Origin of the sequence: Psychrobacter sp. DD43, from assembly GCF_904846555.1 — a bacterium.
Lineage (GTDB): Bacteria > Pseudomonadota > Gammaproteobacteria > Pseudomonadales > Moraxellaceae > Psychrobacter > Psychrobacter cryohalolentis.
In genome coordinates this window covers 38,135-58,462 of record NZ_CAJHBE010000016.1, presented here as the reverse complement: position 1 = coordinate 58,462, position 20,328 = coordinate 38,135, and the positions used below count along the sequence as shown (strand labels likewise).

Here is a 20,328-nt window from a genome sequence, read left to right as displayed (position 1 = left end):
TACTTACATTACTTATCAGACATTTTTTGAGGCAGCCATGACATCATATACCGCAGGTTATAAAAATAAGACACTTAGCGCCCTAAGTATCGCCGGTGTGGCGCTCACTTTAGGCGTTGCAGGCTGTAGCAACAACGAAAAAACTGAGCCAGCTGCCAATGCAGAGGGCACGCCAGCAGCGACAGAAGGGCAGGACATCGAAATATTGAACGTCTCCTACGATGTCGCCCGTGATTTTTATAAAGACTACAATCCATTATTTGTTGATCATTACAAAAGCGAGCACCCAAACAGCAATATTCTTATCAAGCAGTCGCATGGTGGTTCGAGTAAACAAGCCCTGTCGGTCGCTAATGGTCTACAAGCCGATGTCGCAACCATGAACCAAGGCTCTGATATTGAGCTGCTTGAGAAAAAAGGCTTGGTTGAGTCAGATTGGGAAAGCAAATTCCCAGACAATGCCGTACCTTTTACCAGCACCATCGTCTTCTTAGTGCGCAAAGACAATCCAAAAGGCATCAATGATTGGGCAGATTTGACCAAAGAGGGTGTTGAGATTGTCATGGCAAACCCAAAAGTGACGGGTAACGGTCGCTATGCCTTCTTAGGTGCTTATGGTTATGGCTTACATGCTTTTAATAAAGATGAAGCACAAGCGGAAAAATACGTCAAAGACATGCTAAAAAACGTCAAAGTCTATGAAAGTGGCGGACGTGCGGCGACTACGACATTTGTACAGCGTGGTATCGGCGATGTCTTGGTAACGTTTGAGAACGAAGCCAACCTTGCAGCAAAAGATTTTGGCGTCGGTCAAGTCGATATTGTTTATCCAAAATACTCAATCAAATCTGAAAGCCCAGTTGCTATCGTAAAAACCGTCACTGATAAAAAAGGCACCACAGATGCCGCCGAAGCTTATCTTGATTTCTTATGGAGCGATGCAGCCCAGCAATTGGCAGCTGATCTATACTTGCGCCCAAGTGTGAAGAGTGTTCTTGATAAAAACAGTGATAAATTGCCACCTATCGACACCTTCCGTCCGAATGATGCATTTGGCACATGGGATGAGATCATGAGCACCTATTTCAGTGATGGTGGTTTGTTTGATAAGTTAGCGGTTAATGCACCTCAGTAACACCAGTAGTACTGTCAGTAACCGACGATAAAAGCCGTTACTTATTCAAGGATTTATTTGAGTATAGCGACTGCATTATTTGACTATTAATCAGTAACGCACGACATCATGAAATTATGTCAATCTCATAAAGGACATGGCCGTCAACGCTATGTCCTTTATACCATGAGCATATTCATCATCTCTTTTTATCATACTTTTTTCTCCATATCGATACGATAGAGTGCTTACGATAAGTACCATCAGCTAGGCAATAGGACACTATTATGAGTGCAACAACACCTTCTACCATCAAACCCGTGCCGAAAAAAGGCTGGTTAACACGCTTGCGTCAGCGCAATGTGCTACCAGGGTTTGGGCTAAGTATGGGTATCACTGTCTTTAGTTTGTCACTGTTGGTAGTACTGCCGTTTGCCATGATGGCCTATACCACAACACAAATGGGCTGGACGGGATTTTGGGAGACTATTAGCCAACCACAAGTTACGGCGGCGATCAAACTCAGCTTATGGATGTCATTTTTGGCGATGCTAACCAATATGGTGTTTGGCACACTGGTCGCATGGGTGCTCGTACGCTATGAATTTTGGGGCAAATCCTTGATAAATGCCTTGGTGGATTTACCCTTTGCACTACCGACAGCGGTCACGGGTATCTCTCTTGCGACTTTGTATGCACCCAATGGTCTTATCGGGCAATGGTTTGCCAAGTTTGATATTCAAGTGGCATTTACACCGATTGGTATTTGGTTGGCTTTAGTGGTCGTCAGTTTTCCCTTTATTGTTCGTGCTGTACAGCCCGTACTTGCGGAGTTATCGGTTGAGTTCGAAGAGGCGTCTGCGGTATTGGGTGCCAATCGCTTGACGACATTTCGCAAGGTAATTTTACCAGAGCTGTTGCCTGCGTTACTGATGGGTGCTGGCATGATGTTTGCCCGTGCGACCGGCGAGTATGGCTCGGTTATTTTTATCGCAGGTAATATTCCAATGCAGTCTGAGATTTTGCCATTAATCATTATCAGTAAGCTTGAGCAGTTTGATGTTCAAGGCGCGTCAGCCGTTGCATTATTTATGCTGCTTATCTCCTTTGTGATTTTATTGACCATTAACATCGTACAGTGGAAGCTGTCGCGCCGTGTAGGAGCTCGCTAATGCAAATCTCTAATAGCTACGACTACCAAAGCAACCCAGCAACCAAAGATACGCCATGGGTACGCCTCACCTTTATTATCATTGCGGTTTTATTCATGGTTATTATGTTGGTAGTGCCGCTGCTAGCTGTGTTTTATGAAGCTTTTAAGGGTGGCTGGGAATTATATATTGCCTCTCTCGTTGATCCTGAAGCCTTGCAGGCGATTAGGCTAACCTTGATTACTGCGGCAATTGTCTTACCGATTAATATGGTGATGGGTATTGCCATTGCGTGGCTAGTAACCCGTTATCATTTCAAAGGTAAGCAGTTGGTGACGACGTTGCTTGATTTACCATTCTCAGTGTCTCCCGTTGTAGCCGGTTTGATGTTTGTTCTGTTATTTGGACTTAATTCTACGATTGGTGGCTGGCTTGAGAGCATGGGTTTTCAGGTAATTTATGCCGTACCCGGTATTATTTTAGCAACGTTATTTGTCACCTTTCCTTTTGTGGCGCGTGAGTTAATACCGCTGATGCAAACGCAGGGCGATAGTGAAGAGCAGGCAGCATTAACGTTAGGCGCGACGGGTTGGCAAACGTTTTGGCATGTGACACTGCCCAATATCAAATGGGCGCTGCTATATGGTTTGATTTTGACCAATGCACGGGCGATGGGGGAGTTTGGTGCGGTGAGTGTGGTCTCAGGTCATATCCGCGGAGAAACCAACACTATGCCGCTACTGGTTGAGATTGCCTATAATGACTATAACTTTACCGCCGCCTTTGCCTTATCGAGCTTACTTGCCGCGCTTGCTTTGGTCACGTTACTTATTCAGCAAATCATGACCAAGCTACAAGATCACAAATTTGCCAAGTCCGAACGTTTGATAAGTGCGCCTGAACTGCCAGTCAGTGCTAATGATACTGTTACAGAATCGGCAGGCAAATCATAACGGTTTATAGAAGCCACTATTGCTATACGCCATACTATTGAAACTATCTGCTACGATAAAAGAAATAATAAGAGACACTATTATGAGCATCGAGATTCGTAACGTTAATAAAAAATTTGGTAACTTCACTGCCTTAGATGATATCAATATCACAGTACCTACCGGCAAATTAACGACTTTATTAGGTCCTTCAGGCTGCGGTAAAACCACTTTGCTGCGTATCATTGCCGGTCTTGAGTATGCAGACTCTGGGCAGATATTATTTGATGAGCTAGACGTCACCAATACACCGGTACAAAAGCGCCACATTGGTTTTATGTTTCAGCACTATGCGTTATTTCGACATAAAAATGTTGCTGACAATGTAGGCTTTGGTCTGACATTACTACCAAAAAACGAGCGCCCCAGTAAAGCGGATATTGATAAGCGCGTGGCTGAGCTATTAGATTTGGTACAGCTGCCACAAGTGGCAAACGCTTACCCGCATCAGCTATCAGGCGGTCAGCGGCAGCGTATTGCGCTGGCTCGTGCACTCGCAGTTAAGCCAAAACTACTGCTATTAGATGAGCCATTTGGGGCGCTGGATGCCAAGGTGCGTAAAGAGCTGCGAACTTGGCTAAAAGACATACATCATGAGCTTGGTATCACCAGCATCATGGTGACTCATGACCAAGAAGAGGCAAGGGCAGTATCTGATGAAATTGTCGTGATGAATCACGGTCGTGTCGAGCAAGTAGGCACCTCAGAGGCGCTGATTCATCATCCAGCCAATGCCTTTGTCAGTGATTTCTTAGACTTGGTTTAACGTTCAATCAAGAGTGCTAGCGATAGCGCATAAAAAAAGACCTTATCATGAGGTCTTTTTTTATGCGGCTAATATAAACCACAGTTACTTAAGCAAAATTTTCACTGCCCATTAGCATTAGGCTAGTTTTAGCATGGCTTTTTCTTTGATTGATATCTGCTTATAGGTAGTGTCCAAGATGTCTTGACACCATTCTGGCAAGTCATTTGCGACCTCGTACCACATCCAAGTTCCATCACGAACACAATTTAGGATGCCCAGTTTTTTTAAGTGGTTGAGATGACGCGATATCGTTGGCTGTGGTTGATCAAGTATCTCTACTAACTCACCGACGCAGCGTGATTCTTTATTATATAGGATTTGGAAAATCTTCAAGCGCGTAGGGTCAGATAATACTTTAAACAACTCAAGTGGTTGTATCATAGAATTATTATTAGACATGGGTCAGTTCCAATGTATATTTAGTTAATAGGAGGACAATATAACAGCAGTTATCCTTAAAATCGATTAAAAAATGAGCAAATTTACAGTTCGTCGCCATTTTACTACCTTTGATACCGTCGGTTTACATGGATTACTATATTCAGTTACATGGATTGATTAAGATCAACATAACCATAAATCTGTCATTAACCTGACTGAAAAAGTCACCAAACACTATTGTAAATGCTAATAATTATCGTTATTATAGCGAATAACACGTTAGTCAATCACAGTAGGAACCCATTTATGTACGTCTGTATCTGTAATGATGTCAAAGAAAAGCAAATAAAAGCTGCTATCGCGTCTGGTATCGATACGTTAGATGGCTTAAAAGACACGTTAGATGTCGCCACCTGCTGCGGCTGCTGTGAGCCTATGGTAAATGATTATCTAGAGGAGCATCATGCTAAGCTCGAAGTATTGTCTTATGCTGTTTAAGCGCTAAATACTTATAAGGCTTTACGCTCTAACTTGTGCATCCTAATCGTGTATAAGCCTTGATAAAACAGGATTATATTCACTATTATGCATTTATTATTTTAGCATTATACCTAAAGAGTAGGTTGCAAGCGTCCATATAACTCCACTGATACTCCACATCAAAACTAGATCTAGCTACTTCTATTGGGAGTTTGCTATCGCACCTGTTGCTGATACGCTAATACAAATAGTGGTTGGTTATGATTCTCAGTTCATATCGTTACAAGCGTTAAGCTCTCTCTATGCTACTATATCCTTCTTAATATGTAAGGGCCTTCGTTGATTTTAATCTTTACTGATTGGTTTACGAATGGCGCTTTATATATATGCAAAATTATGAATGTATATAACAAACAATGATACATACAGGAGTGTAAGTGATGATTGGCAACCCTAAAGTGATTGATTATTTAAACTTTTTGTTAGGTGGTGAGCTTGCAGCTCGTGATCAGTATTTTATCCACTCTGAGATGTATGCAGAATGGCATTACGGTAAATTGTACGATCGTATCAGCCATGAGATGGAAGATGAGACCTTACATGCACAGGCAATTATTCGTCGTATTTTGATGTTAGGCGGCACGCCTAAAATGAGCGTCGACGCGATTAATATTGGTACTACTGTACCTGAGATGCTACAGCTTGATTTAAATTTAGAATATCAGGTACAAAAACATCTTAAAGACGGTATCGCAATGTGTGAAGAAGCGCATGACTATGTCACACGCGAGATGTTGGTTGTGCAGCTCAAAGACACGGAAGAGGATCATGCCCATTGGCTTGAGCAGCAGCTACGCTTGATTGATATGATTGGTCTGCCAAATTATTTGCAAAGTCAGATGGCTGAAGTCTCTTCAAATCTTGTTTGATAGTAACGGATAATAATCGCTATATAGTTAAATCAAATATCCAATAGATAGGGAGAGAGAATATGAATGGGGATAAAGACATTATCTGCGCACTGAATAAAGTGCTGGGTCAGTCGTTAATAGCCATCAACCAGTATTTTTTACATGCACGTATTGCTCGCCATTGGGGCTTAGAATCATTAAACGAAAATTTCTATAAACAGTCTATCGCAGAGATGAAATGGTCTGATGATTTGATTGCACGGATTTTATTGCTAGGTGGTTTACCCAATTTGCAAGATTATGGCAAGATGTTTATCGCTGAAGACGTGCCTGAAATGATTGACTGCAATTTGCGCTTAGAAAAGCAAAAGTTTAGCATTATTACCGATGCGATTACTTTGTGTGAAACGCAGCAAGATTATGTATCACGTCAGCTATTGGTTACTCTAAAAGACGGTAATGAAGAGTATCAAGACTGGCTTGAGACGCAAGAAGACTTAATGAAAGATGTCGGTATTCAAAACTATATCCAATCGCAGATGAATGACGATTAGATATTAGCAACTCTCATTGAGTCACAATAAGCCAGCCTATGTTTTGCTCATAACCCAAGCATAGGCTGGCTTTTTTTGGTCTATTTTTTATATTTCAAATACAACCTTTCAATACTTACTTTTAATATAAACCACGACCGTCCTCGGGTTTTAAGCGTAAAAAATGCAATCCTGAGAGAATGGTAAAGACACCCAATATCCAATAGGTGGTTTGAAAGGCGGTCAATGTATCCATTTGTAGGCGCTCACGTAGCAGAGTGAGCAGCGCAGCGCCAAAGGCAATACCAAAGCTGATGGCGAGTTGTTGGTTGACAGCCATCAGGCTATTGCCGCTACTGGTTTGAGTACCATGCAGGTCGCCAATAGTAATGGTGTTCATTGCGCTGAATTGCATAGAGTTACATGCGCCCATGACAGTTAAAATAGGTATAAACCACATCCACTGCGCCGCATCATTAAACTGCGCCAAGATGATAATCAAGATACCCATAAAAGTCGTGTTATAGACTAATACCGTGCGATAGCTGTAACGCTGGATAATCTTACTCACCCAAGGCTTGATGCCGATAGCACCTACGGCGATAGGGGCAAGTAGCCAGCCAGCTTGCGAGGGAGAGTACTCGAACACCACCTGCAAAAGCAACGGCAGCAAAAATGGCACAGCGCTAATGCCAAATCTGGTAAATAAATTACCCGTGATACCAATGCGAAAGGTACGGATATCAAACAAACTCAATGGAAATAGCGGAGCTGTACGACGTTTTGCGTGCCAAATATAAGCACTAAGCAACAGACTTGCTAGCAGTCCAAATATCAGCCCATAAACTCCACGCCCGACTTGTGCGCCAAACTCTACCGCCAAGGTAAAACCACAAGCGGCAGCGGCAAACAACAAAAACCCTGTCCAATCTAGACGCTTGGTATCCTCAAATAACGCTGGTACCAGTTTTTTGCCCATGATAAAACCAAAAACACCCATGGGTATGTTGATTAAAAATATCCAGTGCCAACTGGCGTACTGTACGATATAGCCACCCAATACCGGTCCAACCAATGGCGCAACCAAAGCGGGGATTACCGCAAAGTTCATCACCGTCAACAGCTTATTGCGCGGATAAGACTTGACCAAAATTAAGCGTGCAACCGGCGTCATCATCGCGCCGCCGATAGCTTGTATAATACGTGAGCCTATTAAGAAGTCTAGTGTCGGAGAAGCGGCACATAATAGCGAGCCGATACAGAATATGATAATGGCGGACAAGAACACGCGGCGTGTGCCATATTTATCGGCTAAAAATCCGCTAATAGGAATAAAAATAGCCAAAGTAAGTGCGTAGCTGATGACTGCCCATTGCATTTGTAGTGGCGATTCGCCCAATGCTTGTGCCATCTGTGGTAGGGACGTGTTTAGAATAGTAGCGTCTAAAATTTGCATAAATAACGCTACCGCCAGTACATAGGGTAGGTATTTATCTTGCGTTGGAGTCAGGGCTACCATTTTACTTTCACCATATCTTAAAACCGTGGCTCGTGGAAACTTACCTTAATCGACAGTAAATTTTCAACAAAGCCATTATATTATGCGTAGTATAAAAATAACTGCCGAGTAGTTAAAGAGCAGCATAGTAAACATTCAAAAGGACTGATCTAAATAGTTGCTATCTAAAAGAAATGGCTTAATAAATTTTTAAAATGTCTGTCATTATCTTATATCCTCAATACTAAATACTAAATACTAAATACTAAATACTATTTCACTTAAACATCTCTACCATATAAATTACAAGACAGGACTTTAATAGCAGGATCAGTCCCCGTTATAGTAGAAGATATATAGTAGAAACCCCCATTTCTAAAATATGACAATCAATACAACAAAAAATAGGTCACATTATGAGTCAGGATAACAATTCTACGAACGATCAGATAGAGAGCTATACACCGCCCAAAATTTGGACACAAGATAAAGAAAACGGCGGCAAATTTGCAAGTATCAACAGTCCAACCGCTGGCGCACGACAAGATAAGGCACTTCCAGTAGGCGATGCGTCATTACAGCTATATTCATTGAATACGCCTAATGGTGTTAAGATAAATATCTTATTAGAAGAGCTTGCTGAGCTTGATATCAAGGAAGCCGCATACAATGCTTATCTGATAGATATCTCAAAAGGCGCTCAGTTTGGCTCGGGCTTCGTCGCTATTAACCCAAACTCGAAGATACCGGCTTTGGTCGACCATAGTCCTAGCGAGGCTGGCGAGCCGTTAGCTATCTTCGAGTCTGGCGCTATCTTAATGTACTTAGCGGAAAAATTTGGCAAATTCATTCCGATGCAGCAAGGTAAGGCACGGGTAGAATGCTTGTCTTGGCTAATGTGGCAGATGGGCAGTGCGCCTTTCTTAGGTGGCGGTTTTGGGCATTTTTACGCCTATGCCCCAGAGCCAATGGAGTATCCTATCAATCGCTATGCTATGGAAGTCAAACGCCAGCTTGACGTCCTTGACCGCCACCTAAAAGACCATACATATATGGGCGGAGACGAGGAGTCTGATTATAATATCGCCGATATGATTATTTGGGCATGGTATGGTCAATTGGCACTTGGCAAGCTCTATGAGGCGGCAGAATTCTTACAAGTGGATGAGTATCAACATCTACAGCGCTGGGCGAAAAAAATTGCTGAACGTCCAGCCGTTAAACGTGCGGTGAACTTAGTCCTTGAGCCTATTGCTTAGACCAATTGCCACGATAATTCATCTAAGCGTCTCATTTATTTGTCTGTAAATGTTTGATATAAAAGGTAAAAAATAAAACATCTTTGTATATTTACGAACAAAAAGGTTAATAAGCACCTGTCTTATTAACCTTTTTTCTGTTTTAAATATTCATTATTCCAAATATACATATGGACATAAGCATTTGAGCTATACTTTGTTAATTACATAATGGTACATTAGTACAACAGATAGAAACATGGATGCGTTAAGATAGCAGCCTCCACCCAAAAAGGGTAGGCGCTTAAACCTCTTCTATTGATGAATGATGATTATGAAGGAGAATGATATGCTTAGGAATAGACCAACCCTCTTATTGAGTGCAAATGGTCCTAGTAGCCAGAGTAGTGTTGTCAAACCTAAATACTCAAACAACTCTCATATCAAAGCGCCGTCTAAAAAAACAAAAAAGATAACAAAAACCATGTCAAAAAGAATTTTATTACCCATCCTTACTGCTATCAGTACCGCGTTATACAGCGCCGCAGCTAGTGCTGATACGCCTATAGATTTTACCAGCCAAGATTGGCAAGTGGTCTGTGACAATACACGTACTTGCCGACTGGCGGGTTATCAAGCAGACAATGATATCGAATTGCCAGTGTCTTTATTGTTGATACGCCGTGCAGGTGTCAATGCCACGGTTGATGCTCGGGTCAAGCTTGGCGGTGCAAGAGAAAATTCTGCCAAAGCCTTGATGCAATTGGGTAACCGTCACCGGATATCTTTATTTATTAATGATAGAGATTATGGCGAAGCCAAGCCTTTTTCAGGTGCTGCTGGTTATGCTGAGCTCACTTCACCGCAAGTCACAGCGCTGTTAGAGGCACTGACCAAATCAAGTAAGATAGAGCTGGTTATCCGTAATACGCGTTGGCGCTTGTCCGATAAAGGGGCGAGTGCGGTCATGCTAAAAGCGGATGAAGCACAAGGTCGAGTGGGCACAGCCAGTGCTTTTGTTCGTACAGAGGGCGCCAGCAAATCTAACAGTAGTGTGTTATCGCCTAAGTCAATACCAGCGATACGGATGGTGATGCCCAATCCGAAAGCCACCTCTGGTAATAAGAAAAAATTCGTCATGCGCTCATCTCAGTTATCAGATCTGATGAAAGGCACCATAAAAGATATCAGTAGCGACTGTCCAAGCCTATATGACAAATCGTCATGGAACGTCAATCGCCTAAACAGCAAGCAGGTATTGGTACAGCATAATTGCTGGACAGGTGCTTATAATGCAGGTAAGGGTGTCTGGGTAATCAATGATACCAAACCATACGAGCCAAAGCTGATCACAAACAACGCCACCGATTACGACAAGGGTCAGATCACTTCTGTCCAAAAAGGTCGGGGTCTTGGCGACTGTATCTCTAAAACCGAATGGTTATGGACGGGTAAGGATTTTGAGAAAAGTCATGAGAGTAGCACTGGTCTGTGCCGTATGATTGAAGCGGGCGGTGCTTGGCAGATGCCCCTATACGTCACTGATGTGAAACTATCACGTTAATATCAATGTCTACAATGCCTCATTGCTTGCTTTTCTTTTAAAGCGGTAATGATCATTTATTCGATATTCTTTAGCGTAAATGCAGCGCGCATGATAAAAATATTTAATGTAAAAATACCTATATTATTAATTATGTATAGCGCACCAACTCTTGTATTATAGCCGTTTTCTACAATAATCGTAAAAACAGCTACTGATTACGATTTTGTTGTGTTATACTGCGTCGCCACGTTAGCATAGTCTAATGTGAATTATGAGATTGATAACATCGCCTGCGATTTTGGGTCTAGGATGACCGAAAGTAATTGTTGCCGATGATTTTGTGTACTTAAATAATCCTATTATTTTTGACTCATATCTTATCTACGGACCCTTGTAGGGGCTAGATTGGTTGTTATTTACCTTTATCTGCTTTGGAATAAGCATTGATATCGAGTTTTTAGCAGACAAAGATGAGACACTCGGCACTACCACCAAAATACGTCAGACAGCACGAACGCCTTTATATAATTTTGACAAACCTTATGGGTTTGGCATGTAATTATCATTATTTTGATAATCAGATTATATGGGTAGCGTGGTGAACGGTTATCAGTGGTATGCATCAAGTTTGCTGAATTTACAGCAGCTTATACTTACCAAGGATACTCATGACTGACATCTTATCTGCAATTGCCGCTGAAAACGGTATCATCGAAAGCACTGACACCCCAAACACTGACACAAATACTCAAGCGGCTACTACTGACGCTTCTGACGAAAACCAAGTTACTTTTACTGATCTTGGCATCGCTAAGCCTATTCTAACTGCACTTGATCGCAGTGGTTATACCAACCCAACGCCTATCCAAGCACAAGCGATTCCTTTTGCTCTAGCAGGTCGTGACCTTCTATTGTCAGCGCAAACTGGTAGTGGTAAAACTGCAGCATTCGTTATCCCAGTACTTGATCGTTTAAGCCGCGCTACTAGCTTTGACAAACTAACCAAAGCACTTATTCTAACGCCAACGCGTGAACTTGCTCAGCAAGTACATGACAGCGTACGCACCTATTCTAAAGACATGCGCGGCCTGTTCTGTGTACCACTAGTTGGCGGCGCACCATATAATGGTCAGATCACTGCTCTGAAGAAAGGCGTTCAAGTTATCGTTGCGACCCCAGGTCGTTTACTTGACCATATCAATGCTGGTCGCGTTGACTTATCAAGCCTAGAAATTTTGGTACTTGATGAAGCTGACCGTATGCTAGACATGGGTTTTGCTGATGACATCAGTGACATCTTGCGTGCTGCACCAACTGATCGCCAAACAATCATGTGTTCTGCAACTTGGGATGGCCCAGTAGGTAAAATTGCTGCCAGCTTCACTAAGAACCCTGAGCGTGTCTCAATCAAAGTAGAATCTGCACACATCGAAGAAAAAGTGTACTACTGTGATGATTTTGATCATAAAAACCGTTTACTTGATAAAATCGTTTGCCAGCAAGATATGGAACAGATCATTATCTTTGCTGCTACCAAACGTAGCACTGAAAAACTAGCAAAACAGCTACAAGAAGCGGGTCATAAAGCCAGCTTCCTACATGGTGACTTGCCACAAAGCAAGCGTAACCGTATCGTTCAAGATTTGCGTAATGGTAAAGTCAAAATCCTAGTAGCGACTGACGTTGCCGCTCGTGGTCTAGACATCCCAGCAATCTCGCACGTTATTAACTATGACTTACCGCGCCAAACTGAAGATTACGTCCATCGTATCGGTCGTTGTGGTCGTGCTGGCCGTACTGGTATCGCTATCAGCTTATGTAGCATGGATGACCGTCCACAGCTAAACGCTATCAACCGTTATTTAGATCGCAAAATGGAAGTCTGTGTCATCGAAGGTATGGAACCTAAGAAGACTTATGTACCGAGCGAAAACAAAGGTAACGGTCGCGGTCGTGGCCGTGGTCGTTCAAACGGCGGCGGTAATGGTCAAGGTCGTGGTCGCGCGGGTGGTGGCTATCAAGGTAATCCTGCTAATGCACGCGGTCGCTCAAGCGACAGCGCTCCAACCGGTCAACGCGCAAGCAATGACAGCGGTTATCAAGGTAAGCCACGTGACGCGTCAGGTAAGCCAAATGAGCGTTCAGGTGGCAAGCCGTATCAAGGCAAGCGTACTGGTGCTCCTAGTCGCGGCGATAGCACTGGCGTTCCACGCGGTGAGCGTGCTGCAACGGGTCGTGGTCGTCCAAGTGGCAGCCAAGGTCGCCCAGCTGGTCGTTCAGACAGCCGTGGTCAAGGTCGTCCAACTGGCGGCAACCGTGGTAACAACTCGTAATAGCCTTATTTTAAACGATTAATGATTTTTGATAATCATGTCTTAATCGTCTAAAGATATTGCAAGAAAAGCCAGATACTTGTTATCTGGCTTTTTTGTGCCCAATAGTTTGATATTAACCACCACATAGAGATATGACCCAAGTATATGCAGGTATTTAAAAACTCTGACTTATTCAAAGCTTTTAAAATTAAGCTTTGTACTCGATAGCTACTTGCGCGTTTTTTTTGCCTTGTCTATACTGACAAACTTTTACTCATCGTGTGCTGTGGAGCCAGTTGATGCCGGATATTTCTTATTTAGCTATTGAAAGCTTGCCATTAGCGTTTGGCATCATTATGGCGATTATTGGTTTGGTATTTTATACCCAAGCATTGCCTGGTAAGTTTTGGCAACGGTTTTATGCGGTGCTACCGGGTATCGTACTGTGCTGTTTTATCCCTGCGACGCTAAATAGTCTAGGTGTCTTCGCTGACGGTATTGGCTCGCAGATTTATGGTTTTACTGCCACGTATCTGTTGCCAGCAAGTTTGCTGTTAATGACCTTGTCGATGGATGTACCGAAGATACTGGGCTTAGGCTGGAAAGCGATTGCGATGTTCTTCGCTGCTAGTATCGCTATTGTCATTAGTGGTCCTATTAGCTTAGGTATCGCTAAATGGGTGTCGCCTGAGATGTTTACCGATGACACGCTATGGCGCGGCTTTTCAGCGGTTGCTGGTAGTTGGATCGGCGGCGCGGCAAACCAAGCAGCGATGAAGGAGCTGTTTGGCGTCAGTGATGATCTGTTTGGGATGATGATATTGGTTGATACTACCAATGCTTCACTGTGGTTACTGGCCATCTTAGTCATGGCAAAACACAGTGAGAAGATTGACAAGTTTTTACGGGCGGATAGCAGTAGCATTGATAAGGTCGTCAAAGCCGTTGAGAATTATGAGCGTGACAATGCTCGTCCAGCGACTTTAAATGACTTGATGGTGATGTTTGGCTTATGCTTTGCTATGGTAGGTGTGGCACATTTCGTTGGTGGTCAGATTGCAGGGTTTTTTGCGCCTTATAGCTGGGCGGTGCAATATAGCTTTGCCAGCTCGTTTTTTTGGATGGTAGTGATCATCACGTTAATCGGCGTGGTCTTCTCTTTTACTAAAATACGCAGACTTGATCATGTTGGTGCTTCAAAAATTGGTACCGTCTTTATCTTCATATTAATTGCCGCTATCGGTATGCAAATTAATCTAGCAGGCATCGTCTCACAATGGCGACTGCTACTAATTGGTTTGCTTTGGATGAGCATCCATGTGATATTGATATTTATTTTTGCCAGAATCATCCGTGCGCCGTTTTTCTTTTTGGCGGTCGGCTCCAATGCCAATACTGGCGGCGCGTCATCGGCACCGATTGTCGCTACAGCATTTCATCCGTCACTGGCTCCAGTTGGCGTATTCTTGGGTATTTTAGGTTATGCCGTGGGCACTTTTGGTGGTTATATCAGTACCCAGATGATGCGGCTGGTGGTGGGGTAATAGCACCTAACTAAATGCTGGCGTGTTTTGTGGGCGCATCTGCTTAGTCAAAATATCGCCTCTAAGGTGATGCCATTTGCCTTACTGGTGCCCGTGTTTGGGATGGCGACTTCAGTGTTGTTTACAGGAGAGGTGGTCACATGGTGGAAGATGCTAGCGATGGTGCTTATCTTATCTGGGCTGGTATTGGCTAATATAAGGATAGGACTATGGAGAAAGGCGGTTCGTACCTAGTATTGAATAACGTATACAATTGAAGTTAGTAAGAATAGACAAAAAGAGCAGTGCCGCACATATGAGGTATTGCTCTTTTTTTATGCTAAACGCTTTATATCGCACTATGATAACCGTAAAAACAGGCTGCTTATCGTTACATCTGCACACTCACAGTCAAAAACTCTGCACGCACAGTCCATCTATTTGACCAAAACCTCGCTATAGTGAAAAAGCTTGATCATTAGGATAGATGATAAGCCAGATAAAGCGCGCGCTGAAGGATAAGGATAAATGGTCATATAGACCGATATATTCTTTTATTTCGCCTATATAAACGCGCTGTTTCCGACCCAAATTTCTCGACAAGGAGTCTTTCATGAGCAACGCTCACCCCTCTATAGATCCTATTACCTTGTCTGTCGTACGTGGTGCCCTAGAAACGGCGCAGCGTGAGATGACAACCACCTTAGAAAAAACTGCCCGTTCGAGTGTCTTTAACTTAGCCCATGACTATAGCAATGCGCTGTTTGATCATTTGCCTGAGATGATTTTGCAAGGGCAAGATATTCCCATTCATTTAGGCTCACTCATGCCAGCCATGAAAGCCGTCGCTGAATATTACGGTGATGACATTCATGAAGGCGACGTCATTTATCATAACGATCCTGTGATGATGGGCAGCCATATCCTAGATTGCTGTATGTATAAGCCGGTATTTTATAAAGGTGAATTAGTCTTTTGGACAGTCTGTAAAGGTCATGTCACTGATATCGGAGGCCCTGTACCAGCCGGCTATAACCCTGACGCCAAAGAGATATATGCCGAAGGCTTACGCATTCCGCCCATTAAGATTTGGGAAAAAGGCGTCAGACGTCGTGATGTGATTAACCTCATACACAGTAATATGCGCTCACGCCGTAATCAAGAAGGCGATCTCAATGCTCAGTATGGCGCGTGTGCCGTTGGCGAGCGTAATATGATTGCGCTGCTAGACAAATACGGTGTTGAAACGGTGCGCGGCGCGATTGAAGAGCTAAAGAACATGGCTGACCACCATATGCGCTCATTAATCTCCTCTATCCCAGATGGCGATTATCATGGCGAGGCGGTGTTAGAAGACTCAGGTCATGGCTTGGGTGATATGACCATTAGCGCTGATATCGTTATCAAAGACAGCGACGTACATATTAAAATCACCAGTCCACCGCAAGTCCCTTACTTTATCAACTCTTATGCCGGTAACTCGATGTCAGGGGTGTTACTTGGGCTAATGATGTTTGCCCAAGTAGAGCCGCCGTATAACGAAGGCCTATATCGCTGTGTGACCGTTGATTTGGGCGAGCATGGCACCTTATGTAATGCCAAAGAACCGGCGCCGCATGTCAACTGTACGACCACGCCAATGGAAACTTTAACCGATGCGGTACGTATGGCATTTGAAGCAGCAGCACCAGAGCGCGTTACCGCCTCTTGGGGACATTCGTCAGGGATTAATATCGCTGGTATCGACCCAAAAACTGGCGAGCAATACGTCACCATGATTTTGGCGTCTATTATTTCAGGGGCAGGAGCCACGCAGCAAATGGATGGCTGGCATGCTTGTGGACCATTAAGCTGCTTTGGGGCGCTAAGCTCGGGAGATATTGAGCTATTGGAATATCAGTATCCTATCTTAATTCATAAGTATGGATTGGCAGAAGACAGTGGCGGCGCTGGCGAGTACCGCGGCGGCTGTGGTACGGTTTGGGAAGTTGAGCCATTAGACCATACCATGACAGTTATTGCCTTTGGCGAAGGTCGTCAGCATCCTACTATGGGCGCAGGCGGCGCGGAACAAATCTCACCTGAGCTTAAAGTTGGGCGTCTAGAGATACTACATAAAGACGGGCAAACGGACTTATATAGAAAAAACACTGTTACGGAAATCACGCCGGGTGAACGCGCGCGCAATATCAATCCGGGTGGCGGCGGCTACGGCAGCTCATTTGATCGCGATATTCAAGCGGTCATCAAGGATGTAAAAGAAAGAATTATCTCAATTGCTGCGGCAAAGATTGAATACGGCGTGGTACTTGACCCAGAAACTCTGGCGCTCAATGAAGCTGAGACTGAGTACTTACGCCGCCAGATAACCGCATAAAACACACATTGAACTTTCATGATTGAGTTAAGGATGACTTATGAACAACGATTTTCGTATTGGCGTTGATGCTGGCGGGACTTTTACAGATTTTGTCTTGGCAGAAAAAACCGGTGACATTCATCTGTTTAAAGCGCCATCGACCCCAGAGGATGGCACCTTAGCCATTGCCAATGGTCTCCAGCAAATTGCCAACAAGTTTAACCGTCCTATCGAGGACATCATTCAAGCCTGCGATTTGTGCATAAATGGTACGACCGTCGCACTAAATGCGTTGATTCAGATGACGGGCGTAAAAGTAGGATTGCTATGTACCAAAGGACATGAAGACAGTATCGAGATACGCTTAGGGCACAAAGAAGAAGGACACCGCTATGATGCCAGTTACCCGCCGGCACCACAAATTGCTACGCGTGACCGCCGCTTTCCTATCCGTGGTCGTATCTTAGCAGACGGCAGCGAACACGAGCCGTTAAATGAGCAAGATATCCTCGATGCGATTGAAGTGTTAAAACAGCAAGACGTGCAAGCGGTTGCCATCTCTTTTGTGTGGTCTATCCGTAATACCGAGCATGAACAGCGTGCCAAAGAGCTGATTGAGCAGCACATGCCGGGGGTGTTTGTCTGCTGCGGTAGTGAAGTATATCCGCAGATTAAGGAATATACGCGTACCTCAACGACATTGGTCAATGCCTATTTAAGCCCCGTTATGGCGTCTTATGTACATAAGATTGATGATTACTTTAAGGCACTCGGCGCTGAGCAGCCGGTCCGTTACTTTCAGTCGAATGGCGGGCTTGCGGTCGGTAACATCATGCGCGAACGGGCGGTTAATGCCATCAATTCAGGACCCGCATCAGCACCGCAAGCAGGACTGTATATTGCCAGCGCCTTTGGCATTGATAACATTATCACCGTTGATATGGGCGGGACGTCTTTTGATATCACGATGGCCAAATCTGGTCGAACGAGCCTAAACCGTGATATTGATTTTTTACGCAATCGTATTGGCGTGCCGATGATTCATGTTGAAACGCTGGGCGCGGGCGGCGGCTCTATTGGTCATGTAAATAACTTTGGGATGCTCGAGGTCGGTCCACAAAGTGCTGGCGCGACCCCAGGTCCTGCGTCTTATGGTAAAGGCGGTGAGTTACCAACGGTGACCGATGCTAATCTGGTGTTAGGTTACCTTGAGCCCGATGCCGTGCTAGGCGGCTGCGTGACTTTGGATAAAGACAAAGCGCTGCAAGCGGTGCAAAAACACATCGCCGATCCATTAAAAATTGACTTGGCACATGCCGCCTTTGGTATCAGTGCCATCGTCAATCAAAACATGGCAAACGGTATTCGCCGTATTACCATTGAAAAAGGCTATGACCCTCGCGACTTTGCGCTTATTTGTGCAGGCGGCGCAGGTGGCATGCATATTGTCGATTTGGCAGAAGAGATGGGTATTGGTACTATTTTGATACCAAAGATTGCCTCTTGTCTCTGCGCCTTTGGTCAAATCATCTCTGATATTAAATATAATTATCTGGCCACGCAGATGATGATTATTGCGCCAGATTCAGAGCTACAGTCACTCAATGCCACCTTACATGAGCTAGAAAGCTTGGGCGTGCAAAAGCTGCTAGAAGATGGCTTTGCAGAAGACGATATCATCATCGAGCGCACCATGGAGATGCGCTACGTCGGGCAGGTGCATGAGTGTAATGTACTGATACCCAATGGCAAGCTTGATGCCGATAGCGTGCAAACGATTCTAGAAGCCTTTCATCATCGTCATAAAGAGCTCTATACTTATGATGAGCGTGACAATAAGGTCGAGCTGGTCAATATCGAAGTCGCTGTCATCGGTAAAATCAGTAAGCCCAAGCTACCAGAGCTTGCTAAGCAACAAGGTGATATCAGTCAGGCGCAAGTTGGCAGCCGTGAGATGATCATGGATCAAGAATACGAATGGATTGATACGCCTATTTATAATGGTGAGGAATTTGGGGCAGGGGCGCTGATTGCAGGGCCGGCGCTTATTCAAGAGCCAACCACCACGATTGTGATTAAAAAAGGCTGGCAAGCAGAATTGCATGAGACGGGCACTTATAAGCTAACCAAAGCCGCTTAGCTTGCTGTTTTCATCGTTATCGCTTTATAGTTTTCCCATCAGGCATTAAACCTCGTTTAATGCCTGATGTTTGTTTTAGGTATCATATTTAGACATCAGGGTAATAATACGTTTATGATATAAAAATAACCGCTTAGCATCTAATAAAATGCTTACAAATAGCGCTTAGTGTATAAGCAGCCATTACCGCTCATTTTTTATTCATAGAGTATTCAAGGATGAATGCAAGTCGCGATACAGACAATACCAATGCCAATAGCACAGCAAACAGCGATAGTCTCATAGACATTGTAGGGGACAGTTCTATTTCAAATTCGGCAATATCATCACCACTATTAACCCCATTTGCGCCAATATCTTCAACACCTGCTATAAGTGCTCCTCAAACGTTAGACGCGTTTGATTGGAAGCGCACCATCAATGATACCTATTTTGATCTCAATGTAAGCTTTCGCCAGCCAAGTCAGTTTTCTGGTTACTTGCAACACGCCAAGCTTTTGGATATCGGCGTGTCTCATTATCATGCCAATACCGTGCATTATAAACGCAGCTTAGCGAGCAAACAGTCTAGTGACGGCGTTAAGGACAATAGTAGCGACGACAGTATTTTAATCACCTTTCCTGTGACCGGTAGCGTCCGTTTTGCGCAAAAAAACCGCCAATTAACCTCAAGCCCGGGTCAGTTCTTTATTGAATTATCAAACTTACCTTATGAGTTTTATCATCTGCAGCAAGTGTCGTTATATGTGATCAAGGTGCCTTTGGCTCTATTAACCCCGCAAATGGGCACTATAGATCGGCAGTTTGCCCGCAGTCTGTCTATTGATGAAGGGGCAGGCAGGTTGCTGGTTTTTCAAATCAGGCAGATATTAGAGCTGATTCAGCAGCATCGATTGGCGGCTTTAGAGGTTAGAATCCTAGAGCAACAGCTGCTTAACCTTATTGTATTGACATTAAGCGCCCCGAAAGAGGTGATGATGAGTACCAGCTCGTCCATACAGTCGGTACATCTAAAGCGCATCGAGCATTACGTCCATCTGCACCTAGAAAACCCTGCTTTAACCCCAGCGATGGTCGCTGCTGCTTGTCATATATCGGTCAGATACTTGCATAAACTGTTTGCTGAGTTGCCCTATAGTTTTTCAGAATGGGTAAAAGAGCTACGCTTAAAGCAGGCCAATCATATTTTAAAAACCAAAAGCTACGTAACCATCGATGAAGTGGCGCATAGAGTCGGTTATGGTGACCAAGGTTATTTTTCACGCATTTATAAGCAGCATTTCGGTTATACGCCGCGAGATACTCCAAGCACAGGATAGTCATTGTTATGTACTCTGTC

Annotated in this window: 17 protein-coding genes; 15 read left to right on the top strand and 2 right to left on the bottom strand. The window is 44.0% G+C overall.

Annotated elements, in window-relative coordinates:
- Positions 1–37 precede the first annotated feature (37 nt).
- From JMX89_RS09420 to JMX89_RS09405, 4 genes are all read left to right on the top strand, one after another.
- On the top strand, positions 38–1,135 hold the full coding sequence (locus tag JMX89_RS09420; protein WP_201531657.1) for a sulfate ABC transporter substrate-binding protein: 1,098 nt from the start codon (positions 38–40) through the stop codon (positions 1,133–1,135).
- 266 nt (positions 1,136–1,401) lie between these two features.
- Complete coding sequence (cysT, locus tag JMX89_RS09415; RefSeq protein ID WP_011513720.1) at positions 1,402–2,286, top strand: sulfate ABC transporter permease subunit CysT; 885 nt, start codon at positions 1,402–1,404, stop codon at positions 2,284–2,286.
- Positions 2,286–3,218 carry a sulfate ABC transporter permease subunit CysW gene (gene cysW / locus JMX89_RS09410; protein WP_201531658.1) on the top strand — a complete coding sequence of 311 codons (933 nt, stop codon included), beginning with the start codon at positions 2,286–2,288 and terminating at the stop codon, positions 3,216–3,218. The genes cysT and cysW overlap by 1 nt, the downstream gene beginning before the upstream one ends.
- An 82-nt stretch (positions 3,219–3,300) precedes the next feature.
- Positions 3,301–4,023, top strand: coding sequence for a sulfate/molybdate ABC transporter ATP-binding protein (locus tag JMX89_RS09405; RefSeq protein WP_011513718.1), 723 nt, complete (start codon positions 3,301–3,303; stop codon positions 4,021–4,023).
- Positions 4,024–4,140: 117 nt separating this feature from the next.
- On the opposite strand, the gene JMX89_RS09400 is transcribed toward JMX89_RS09405, so the two are convergent.
- The gene (locus JMX89_RS09400; RefSeq protein WP_133104660.1) at positions 4,141–4,464 is read right to left on the bottom strand and encodes an ArsR/SmtB family transcription factor; all 324 of its coding nucleotides are present in this window, start codon (positions 4,462–4,464) and stop codon (positions 4,141–4,143) included.
- A gap of 288 nt (positions 4,465–4,752) precedes the next feature.
- Between JMX89_RS09400 and JMX89_RS09395 the strand changes: the two genes are divergently transcribed.
- The 3 genes from JMX89_RS09395 to bfr (JMX89_RS09385) all read left to right on the top strand — a co-directional run bounded on the left by JMX89_RS09395 (position 4,753) and on the right by bfr (JMX89_RS09385) (position 6,391).
- Entirely contained in the window at positions 4,753–4,944 is a 192-nt protein-coding gene (locus JMX89_RS09395) for a bacterioferritin-associated ferredoxin (protein ID WP_201531660.1), read from the top strand.
- Between the two features lie 422 nt (positions 4,945–5,366).
- Complete coding sequence (gene bfr / locus JMX89_RS09390; protein ID WP_011513715.1) at positions 5,367–5,855, top strand: bacterioferritin; 489 nt, start codon at positions 5,367–5,369, stop codon at positions 5,853–5,855.
- Between the two features lie 62 nt (positions 5,856–5,917).
- Positions 5,918–6,391, top strand: coding sequence for a bacterioferritin (bfr, locus tag JMX89_RS09385; protein ID WP_201531662.1), 474 nt, complete (start codon positions 5,918–5,920; stop codon positions 6,389–6,391).
- A 121-nt stretch (positions 6,392–6,512) separates the two neighbouring features.
- Here bfr (JMX89_RS09385) and JMX89_RS09380 read toward each other — a convergent pair whose 3' ends face one another.
- Positions 6,513–7,889: a DHA2 family efflux MFS transporter permease subunit gene (locus JMX89_RS09380; RefSeq protein WP_201531664.1), complete on the bottom strand. Its 1,377-nt coding sequence runs from the start codon at positions 7,887–7,889 to the stop codon at positions 6,513–6,515.
- Between the two features lie 395 nt (positions 7,890–8,284).
- Here JMX89_RS09380 and yghU point away from each other — a divergent pair, with 395 nt between their 5' ends.
- The 8 genes from yghU (at position 8,285) to JMX89_RS09340 (ending at position 20,308) form a co-directional block, all read left to right on the top strand.
- Positions 8,285–9,127: a glutathione-dependent disulfide-bond oxidoreductase gene (yghU, locus tag JMX89_RS09375; RefSeq protein WP_201531665.1), complete on the top strand. Its 843-nt coding sequence runs from the start codon at positions 8,285–8,287 to the stop codon at positions 9,125–9,127.
- Between the two features lie 463 nt (positions 9,128–9,590).
- Positions 9,591–10,670, top strand: coding sequence for a DUF1176 domain-containing protein (locus tag JMX89_RS09370; protein ID WP_227673067.1), 1,080 nt, complete (start codon positions 9,591–9,593; stop codon positions 10,668–10,670).
- Between the two features lie 650 nt (positions 10,671–11,320).
- Positions 11,321–12,985, top strand: a complete 1,665-nt coding sequence (locus JMX89_RS09365; protein WP_201551442.1) for a DEAD/DEAH box helicase — start codon at positions 11,321–11,323, stop codon at positions 12,983–12,985.
- Between the two features lie 281 nt (positions 12,986–13,266).
- Positions 13,267–14,511: a DUF819 domain-containing protein gene (locus tag JMX89_RS09360; RefSeq protein ID WP_201551440.1), complete on the top strand. Its 1,245-nt coding sequence runs from the start codon at positions 13,267–13,269 to the stop codon at positions 14,509–14,511.
- A gap of 27 nt (positions 14,512–14,538) precedes the next feature.
- The gene (locus tag JMX89_RS09355; protein WP_227673066.1) at positions 14,539–14,745 is read left to right on the top strand and encodes an EamA family transporter; all 207 of its coding nucleotides are present in this window, start codon (positions 14,539–14,541) and stop codon (positions 14,743–14,745) included.
- A gap of 358 nt (positions 14,746–15,103) precedes the next feature.
- Positions 15,104–16,867: a hydantoinase B/oxoprolinase family protein gene (locus JMX89_RS09350; protein WP_201551439.1), complete on the top strand. Its 1,764-nt coding sequence runs from the start codon at positions 15,104–15,106 to the stop codon at positions 16,865–16,867.
- Between the two features lie 40 nt (positions 16,868–16,907).
- Positions 16,908–18,989: a hydantoinase/oxoprolinase family protein gene (locus JMX89_RS09345; RefSeq protein WP_201551437.1), complete on the top strand. Its 2,082-nt coding sequence runs from the start codon at positions 16,908–16,910 to the stop codon at positions 18,987–18,989.
- Positions 18,990–19,207: 218 nt separating this feature from the next.
- Positions 19,208–20,308: a helix-turn-helix transcriptional regulator gene (locus JMX89_RS09340; RefSeq protein WP_201531680.1), complete on the top strand. Its 1,101-nt coding sequence runs from the start codon at positions 19,208–19,210 to the stop codon at positions 20,306–20,308.
- Positions 20,309–20,328: the final 20 nt, after the last annotated feature.